Source organism: Rhodoferax sp., from assembly GCF_028689305.1.
Classification (GTDB): domain Bacteria; phylum Pseudomonadota; class Gammaproteobacteria; order Burkholderiales; family Burkholderiaceae_C; genus Rhodoferax.
In genome coordinates, this window is the sequence record NZ_JAQTWM010000128.1 from 1 (window position 1) to 7,676 (window position 7,676).

General features: G+C 62.6%; 7 protein-coding genes. 6 read left to right on the forward strand and 1 reads right to left on the reverse strand.

Annotated features, from left to right (window positions below):
- Positions 1 to 83 precede the first annotated feature (83 nt).
- The 5 genes from PHW99_RS17340 to PHW99_RS17360 all read left to right on the forward strand — a co-directional run bounded on the left by PHW99_RS17340 (position 84) and on the right by PHW99_RS17360 (position 5,659).
- Positions 84 to 1,211, forward strand: coding sequence for an aromatic ring-hydroxylating dioxygenase subunit alpha (locus PHW99_RS17340; protein ID WP_300180577.1), 1,128 nt, complete (start codon positions 84 to 86; stop codon positions 1,209 to 1,211).
- Between the two features lie 75 nt (positions 1,212 to 1,286).
- Positions 1,287 to 2,174 carry a DMT family transporter gene (locus PHW99_RS17345; protein ID WP_300180580.1) on the forward strand — a complete coding sequence of 296 codons (888 nt, stop codon included), beginning with the start codon at positions 1,287 to 1,289 and terminating at the stop codon, positions 2,172 to 2,174.
- A gap of 23 nt (positions 2,175 to 2,197) precedes the next feature.
- Complete coding sequence (locus tag PHW99_RS17350) at positions 2,198 to 3,058, forward strand: sulfurtransferase (protein ID WP_300180583.1); 861 nt, start codon at positions 2,198 to 2,200, stop codon at positions 3,056 to 3,058.
- 101 nt (positions 3,059 to 3,159) lie between these two features.
- Positions 3,160 to 4,581, forward strand: coding sequence for a diguanylate cyclase (locus tag PHW99_RS17355; RefSeq protein ID WP_300180586.1), 1,422 nt, complete (start codon positions 3,160 to 3,162; stop codon positions 4,579 to 4,581).
- 163 nt (positions 4,582 to 4,744) lie between these two features.
- Positions 4,745 to 5,659 carry a pyridoxal-phosphate dependent enzyme gene (locus tag PHW99_RS17360; protein ID WP_300180588.1) on the forward strand — a complete coding sequence of 305 codons (915 nt, stop codon included), beginning with the start codon at positions 4,745 to 4,747 and terminating at the stop codon, positions 5,657 to 5,659.
- Positions 5,660 to 5,738: 79 nt separating this feature from the next.
- Here the strand turns inward: PHW99_RS17360 and PHW99_RS17365 are convergent, their stop codons facing one another.
- A complete protein-coding gene (locus PHW99_RS17365) occupies positions 5,739 to 6,638 on the reverse strand; it encodes a LysR family transcriptional regulator (RefSeq protein ID WP_300180591.1) in 900 nt (299 codons plus the stop codon).
- Between the two features lie 81 nt (positions 6,639 to 6,719).
- Here PHW99_RS17365 and PHW99_RS17370 point away from each other — a divergent pair, with 81 nt between their 5' ends.
- Positions 6,720 to 7,631, forward strand: a complete 912-nt coding sequence (locus tag PHW99_RS17370) for a DMT family transporter (RefSeq protein WP_366913633.1) — start codon at positions 6,720 to 6,722, stop codon at positions 7,629 to 7,631.
- The last annotated feature ends 45 nt before the right edge of the window (positions 7,632 to 7,676 follow it).

The following is a 7,676-nucleotide window of genomic DNA, read 5'->3' on the forward strand; positions in this document are numbered from 1 at the left end:
CCCTTTGCGCCAGCTCTGGCTGGTTTCTTTCAATTGGCACCTGTGTGTGCCTCTCCCTGTGGGGAGTCTAGGTCAGGTCACCCATGTCTGATTTAAGTCTTCAACTGCAGCCGGCCACTGGCCAACTACCAGTTAGTTCTTATTTTGATGACGCGCTGTACCAGCGCGAATTGCAAACCCTGTTCCAGCGGGGACCACGTTACGTGGGTCACGCCCTGAGTGTGCCCGAACTGGGTGACTACCATGCCCTGCCACAAGAGGGTGAAGGCCGCGCCCTGGTGCGCACCAGCCAAGGGGTGGAACTGGTCTCCAACGTCTGCCGCCACCGCCAGGCGATCATGCTCAAGGGCCGCGGCTCGCTCAACCAAAGTGGCGCCGGCGGCAACATCGTCTGCCCGATCCACCGCTGGACCTACAGTGGCCAGGGCACCTCCACCACGGGCACGCTGATCGGTGCCCCCCACTTTGCCCAGGACCCCTGCCTGAATCTGGCCAACTACCCGCTCAAAGAATGGAACGGCCTGCTGTTCGAGGACAACGGGCGCGACATCGCCGCTGACCTGGCCGGTATGGGGCCGCGCGCCGAACTGGATTTTTCCGGCTTTGTGCTCGACAAGGTGGAGCTGCATGAATGCAACTACAACTGGAAAACCTTCATCGAGGTGTATCTGGAGGACTACCACGTCGGCCCGTTTCACCCGGGACTGGGCCACTTTGTCACCTGTGACGACCTGAGCTGGGAGTTCAAGGACAACTACTCGGTGCAGACCGTGGGCGTTTCCAGCGCCTTTGGCCGACCCGGCTCCAAGGTCTACCAACGCTGGCATGACGCACTGCTGGCCTACCGTGGCGGCCAGCTGCCCGGGCGTGGCGCGATCTGGCTCACCTATTACCCGCACATCATGGTCGAGTGGTACCCGCATGTGCTGACGGTGTCCACCCTGCACCCGATGGGACTGAACAAGACGCTCAACATGGTCGAGTTCTACTACCCCGAGGAAATCCAGGCCTTTGAGCGCGAATTTGTCGAAGCCCAGCAGGCCGCCTACATGGAAACCTGCATCGAGGACGACGAAATCGGTGAGCGCATGGATGCCGGGCGCCGGGCGCTGCTTGCCCGCGGCGACAACGAAGTCGGCCCCTACCAGAGCCCGATGGAAGACGGCATGCGCCACTTCCACGCCTGGTATCGCCAGCAGATGGGGCTCTGATTTGCTATATTATTTGTAGCATCAAACGCTTGTTTTATCTGGGCTAGAGCCCGATTTTTATCAGAAAACCGATCAATGCAAGCACTCTGGATGCTACTGGGTTCCTTCTTTTTTGCCACCATGGCGGTGGGCATCAAATACGCGTCCAAGAGTTTCAACCTGTTTGAACTGGTGGCTTACCGCGGTGTGGTCAGCGTCATTTTCATGGCGCTGGTGCTGCGCGCCCGCGGCACCAGCGTGCGCACCCAGGTGCCGCTGATGCACGCCTGGCGCACCCTGATCGGCGTGTTTTCACTGTGCACCTGGTTTTATGCCATCAGCCACCTGCCGCTGGCCACCGCCATGACACTCAACTACATGAGCGGCGTCTGGATTGCGGCTTTTGTCGTGGGCGGCGCCCTGTTGTACGGCCAGTCCACCCGCCAGGGGCCGCTGATGGCCACGGTGCTGGCCGGTTTTGCCGGGGTGGTCATGATGCTGCGCCCGACGCTCGACCAGAACCAGCTGTTTGCCGGGCTGATCGGCCTGCTCTCAGGCATCGGCGCCTCCATGGCCTATCTGCAGGTCACGGCACTGGGCAAGGTGGGCGAACCCGAAGGCCGCACCGTGTTCTACTTTTCGGTCGGCACCACGGTGGTCGGGGTGGTTGGCACGGCGCTGACCGGTATCACCCCCTGGTCCGCCGTGAGCTGGCAGGCCGCCGCCTGGCTGATCCCGATCGGGGTCCTGGCCTCGCTCGGCCAATGGTGCATGACACGCGCCTTCAGCCGCGGCGCCACACTGCTGGTGGCCAACCTGCAATACGCCGGCATCGTGTTTGCGGCGTTTTACAGCCTGCTGCTGTTTGGTGACCAGATTCCAGCCACCGGCTGGGCCGGCATGGCCCTGATCGTGACCAGCGGCGTGGCCGCCACCGTGCTGCGCACCCGTGCCCTGCCCGACACCCCGGCTGAAGAACACTGACCCCACTTGCCAAGGAAAACACCATGTACACCACCCTGATTTCCGTTGCCCAACTCCAGGCTCTGCACAGCAGCGGCCAGCCGGTGATGGTGTTTGACTGCAGCTTTGAGCTGATGAAACCCGCCGAGGGTGATGCCCAATACGAGACCGCCCACATTGCCGGTGCCGTGCGCGCCAACCTGGACCGGCACCTGAGTGCGGCCAAGGGTGCCGCCGATGCCGCCAGCGCTGGCCGTCACCCCCTGCCCGCGCGCGACACCTTCGCCGCCTGGCTGGGCAGCGTCGGCTTCAGCCCGGACATGCAGGCCGTGGTCTATGACCGCCAAGGCGCCAACTACAGCGGCCGCCTGTGGTGGATGCTCAAATGGATCGGCCATGAAGCGGTGGCCGTGATGGATGGCGGCCTGCAGGCCTGGCAGGCCGCCGGTGGCGCCATCGAGACCGGCCAGCCACCCCAACGACAGGCAACAAATTACCCTCTAGCCCAGGAAAAAACTGCACTTGTCACTACAAAAACAATAGTAAGCCAATTGGGCCGGCCGGCCCAGACCATCATCGATGCCCGCGCCACGCCCCGCTTCAAGGGCGAAACCGAGCCGCTGGACCCGGTGGCTGGACATATTCCCGGCGCGTTGAACCGGCCATTTGGCCTGAACCTGGATGCCAACGGCTTTTTCAAACCGGCAGCGCAGCTGCGCACCGAGTTCGAGACCCTGCTGGCCGGTCGCGACCCAGCCACGGTGGTGCACCACTGCGGCAGCGGCGTCAGCGCCCTGCCCAACCTGATCGCCATGGAAGTGGCCGGCCTGGGCCGTTCGGCGCTGTATGCCGGCAGCTGGAGCGAGTGGTGCAGCGACCCCAGCCGCCCAATGGCGCAGGGCTGAACACCGGGCCACTTGCATTTTGTTTCCATTTTCAAATTGACGCTCATCTGGCATGGTCTTGACAATGCGGCCTCCCCCTACCCATTTGGACGGCGGCCACCATGTCTCGATTTGTCCATTCGCACGCCGTTGCCCTGTCAGCGCAGCCCAGCCGTGCTGCGCTGACAAGTGGCAAGTCCAAGCGCGTGCTGGCGCGGCTGCGGCGTCTGTTTCAAGCCCGCCCACATCGCTGGCCAGACAGCGAGCTGCAGAGCAGGTTCGTGCCTTCAGGGGAAACCACCCCGCACGTCAGCACCCGGCCTGAGTCGCCGTTTTTAAGCGGCCTGCACCTGGCCGTGCTGCTGCTGTTGCTCACCATTGCGGTGGGTTTGTATGCCGATGTCAAAAGTGAGCAGATGCACCGGCAACACCTGAAAATCCAGGCCGGGCTGGAAGGCATGGTGCGCCTGCACCAGTCTGTCACCAACGAGCTGGCCACCGCAGTCATCGAAAAAAACAGCCAGCGGGCAGCCAGTTATGGCCGACTGCACACGCAGCTGGAGACCACCATGCAGGAGGTCCAGGCGCTGACACAGCACATGGCACTGGCCGCAGGCATCCGCGCCTTGCATGAGGAGCAGCGCGCCTTGCGTGCCCAGGAGCATCAGGTGTTTGCCCTGATGCGCGACGAGCAGTGGGACGGCGCCTACCAGACCCTGCTGAGCGGTGACTACGTGCTGGCGCTCAAGGTCTATGAAATCAACAGCAGCTCGGCCGTCGGGGCATTGATTTCAGAACTGTCCAGCCAGGCCCAACAGCAAGATCAATTGCGCCAGATCACGCTGGTGCTGCGTCTGGTGGCCGTGCTGCTGCTGCTGTGGGCGGGCTGGCGCTACTCCAGGCGGCTGAAAGCCGAACTGGCAGAACAGCTGCGGCTGCGCTGGCAGGTCAGCGCCATCAACCAGGCGTTGGAAGAGAAGGTGAAGCTGCGCACCGCCGAGCTGGAGACCGCCAACCAGCAGCTGGAGCTGCTGAGCACCACCGATGGCCTGACCGGCCTGGCCAACCGCCGCCGTTTTGACCAGTATTGGGCCAACGAGTGCCAGCGCGCGCTGCGGCAGGCCTCGCCGCTGGCGGTGATCATGCTCGATGTGGACCATTTCAAGGCCTACAACGACCACTACGGTCACCAGCAGGGTGATGACTGCCTGCGCCGCGTGGGCGAGGTGCTGCAAGCCTCGGTACGCCGTGCCGGTGAACTGGCGGCGCGGTATGGCGGCGAAGAGTTTGTCGTGATCCTGCCCGGCGTGAGCCAGCAGCAGGCCATGGACGTGGCGCAAGGCATCCTGGTAGCCATGCGGGAAGCCAGCCTGTCCCACGCCAGTTCACCCGTGGCCAAGATGGTGACGCTCAGCCTGGGGGTAGCCGTGGGCGCTCCAGTCGCCACCGATGCCTGTGCCCAGTTGCTAAAAATGGCCGACGATGCTTTGTATGCCGCCAAAAACCAGGGGCGCAACCGCGTGGTTCTGGCGACCTCCCCCTAGGTATCGCGCCGCTTACCCGTTTGTTGGCTGCGTTTGAACACCCCTGTCACCGGGCATTCCGCAGGGAATGTCGACCTCGTTTCTACCTACCCGCGTGAGATAGCCGGATCCGTCGCAGGGGGTGTCAATGCCACAATATCGGACCAACACCCAGCCTCTGCCCATGTCCCACCTGCACATTCAAACGCCCTACTTCGAATCACGCGCACTGAGCCACTCCTCGGGACGCAGTGTCTGGCTCAAGATGGAGGCGTTGCAGCCTCCTGGCTCCTTCAAAATACGTGGTGTCGGCTTGAAGTGCCAGGAGGCCGTCAAGCAGGGAGCCACCCGATTGATTTCTTCTTCGGGAGGCAATGCCGGGATCGCAGTCGCTTACGCGGGCCGCCAGCTGTCCATTCCTGTCACCGTCGTTGTTCCAGAGACCACGACCGACAGAGCCAAGGCCTTGATCAGGCAGGAAAACGCGGATGTGGTGGTGCATGGGGCCTCCTGGCAAGAGGCCAACGCCTTGGCGGTATCCATGGTGGGCGCGGGTGATGCCTTTGTGCATCCGTTTGACGACGCGCTGCTGTGGCGTGGCCATGCATCCATGGTCGATGAAATGGCTCAAGCTGCAGACGCGCCAGATGCCATCGTGCTGTCGGTCGGGGGCGGTGGACTGCTTTGTGGTGTCCTGGAAGGCCTGCACAGAAACGGCTGGTCAGGCATACCGGTCATTGCCGTGGAAACCAGGGGCGCGGATTCTTTGGCGCAGGCGGTCAAGGCGGGGTACCCGATAGAGCTGCCGGCCATCCAAAGCATTGCGTCTTCGCTGGGCGCACGCCAGGTCGCCCAACAAGCCTTCGATTGGACGACCCGACACACCATCCATAGCGTCGTGGTCAGTGACCAGCAGGCCGTCAGGGCGTGCGAGTCCTTCATTCAAGACCAGCGCATCGTGGTTGAGCCTGCCTGTGGTGCAGCGCTGGCCGCTGTCTACGACCATGTTGAAGAGATTCGCGCCTATCAAAAGGTCGCCGTCATCGTCTGCGGTGGTGTGACGGCGACCCTCGCACATTTGAAAAACTGGGGCAGTTGAGACGGTTTGAAACGGTGTGAGCCATGGTGCCGATGGGTGACGCCCCCACCCCGCTGGTGGTGCCCGCCGAGTTGCCAATTCACTCCGGGGCAAAACGCGTGTGCCTGCTACCCACCACGGTCTTCTTCTTGGCAATATCCCAGAAAGCCCGCGCCAGCGGCGACAGTCTGGCCACATCCAGGCATGCCAGCCCCACCGTGCGTGGCTGCGCAGGCCACAGAGGACGGTAAACCACCCCTTGCGGCGCATCCGGCAAGGCCAGCCGTGCCGCCATCGACACCGCCAGGCCGCGCCGCACAAATTCCAGAATCGACACGATTTGCGTGAAGTGGTACAGCACCTGGGGACGTGCGCCGTGCTTTTGCAAAATCGGCACGATGACCGGGCCGCAACCGGCTTCGGTCAACACAAAATCCAGCCCCGTCAAGGCCCTAATGGGCACGGCTTCCAGTTCAGCCAAAGGGTGGCCCATCGGCACAATGGCCACAAACTCGTCTTGTACCAGTGGCAAGACCTCAAAGCGCTCATTGGGGGCCACCACAAAGCCAATTTCTACCCGCTTTTGCAGCAGCCATTGGTCCACCACATCGTCACTTTCTTCCTCGATACGCACCTGTACCTGAGGGTGGGCCTTTTTGAAGGTTTCCAGCCAGGGCGGCAGCAAATGGGTGGTGGAAGTCGGACCAAAGGAGCCGATGCGCAACGTGCCGGTTTTCAGCTCACGTGCGTCCACGGCCTCTTGTGCCATGGTGGCGGCCAGCGCGGTCATCTCGCGGGCGCGCTGCAAGAGACGATCCCCGGCATTGGTCATGCGCACGCCTGAAGCATCGCGCTGCGCGAGCTTGACACCCAACTGCGTCTCCAGCGCACGCAGTGCATGGCTGACAGCGGACTGGGTGGTGCCCAATCGCATGGCCGCGCGCGAAAAACTCTGGCACTCTGCCAAGGCAATCAGGACTTCGAGCTGAACCAGGGTCATGATGAGTGAATGCTCATTTGAAAGTGAAGATATTAACCATTAATCTCATGCTCAATTTCACTTTGACACATCACAATGACCGTGACCCACTCCCCTCTCGCCACCCCTCCACTGATGGGCCTGTACCTGCGCTTGACCTGCGTGCCCGCCATCTGGGGCGGCACCTTCATCGCGGGCCGCATCGTCTCCGCCCATCTGCCGGCTGCCAGTGCAGCATTCATCCGTTTTGTGCTGGCCTCACTGGCGCTGTTGCTGGCCCTGCACCTGTCGCAAGGCCTGCGTGCTCTCACCCACATCAGCCGCCGCCAACTGTTGGGCACCATGGCCTTGGGTGCCACCGGCATCTTTGCCTATAACCTGTTTTTCTTCAATGCGCTGGTAAGCATGCCCGCAGGCCGAACATCGCTGATCGTGGCGCTCAACCCGGCGATCACGCTGCTGGTCGCTGCCGTTTTGTTGGGTGAACGTCTGTCCGCCACCCGCTGGCTGGGCGTGGGGTTGGCCTTGCTGGGGGTGTGGATTGTGGTGACCCACGGCGACCTGGCGCAGCTGATGCAGTCAGTGGGCAAGGGTGAGCTGTCCATGCTGGGCGCGGTTTGCGCCTGGGCGGCTTACACGCTGATAGGGCGACGTGTGCTGCAAGGCCTGTCACCCCTGCTGGCCACACTGTGGGCTGCGATATGGGGGGCGCTGTTTCTGGGCGTGATGGCGGTGCGCGATCTGCCCACGCTGCGGTCTGGGTCTTTCACCATCGACGTGTGGCTCAGCCTGGCATTTCTCGGCGTGTTGGGCACGGCGGTGGCTTTTGTCTGGTATTACGAAGGGATCACCAAGCTGGGCGCGGCGCGCACCGTGGTGTTCAACAACCTGGTGCCGATTTTTGGCGTGTTGCTGGGATGGTTGCTGCTGGACGAATCGGTCAGCGCCAGCGTGATCTTTGGGGGCGGCATGGCGGTGCTGGGCATTTTCCTGGTGAACCGCGTCAAGGTCTGAGGCGAAACAAGGAAAAATGCACTCCAGCCCGCGAAACAACTCCGT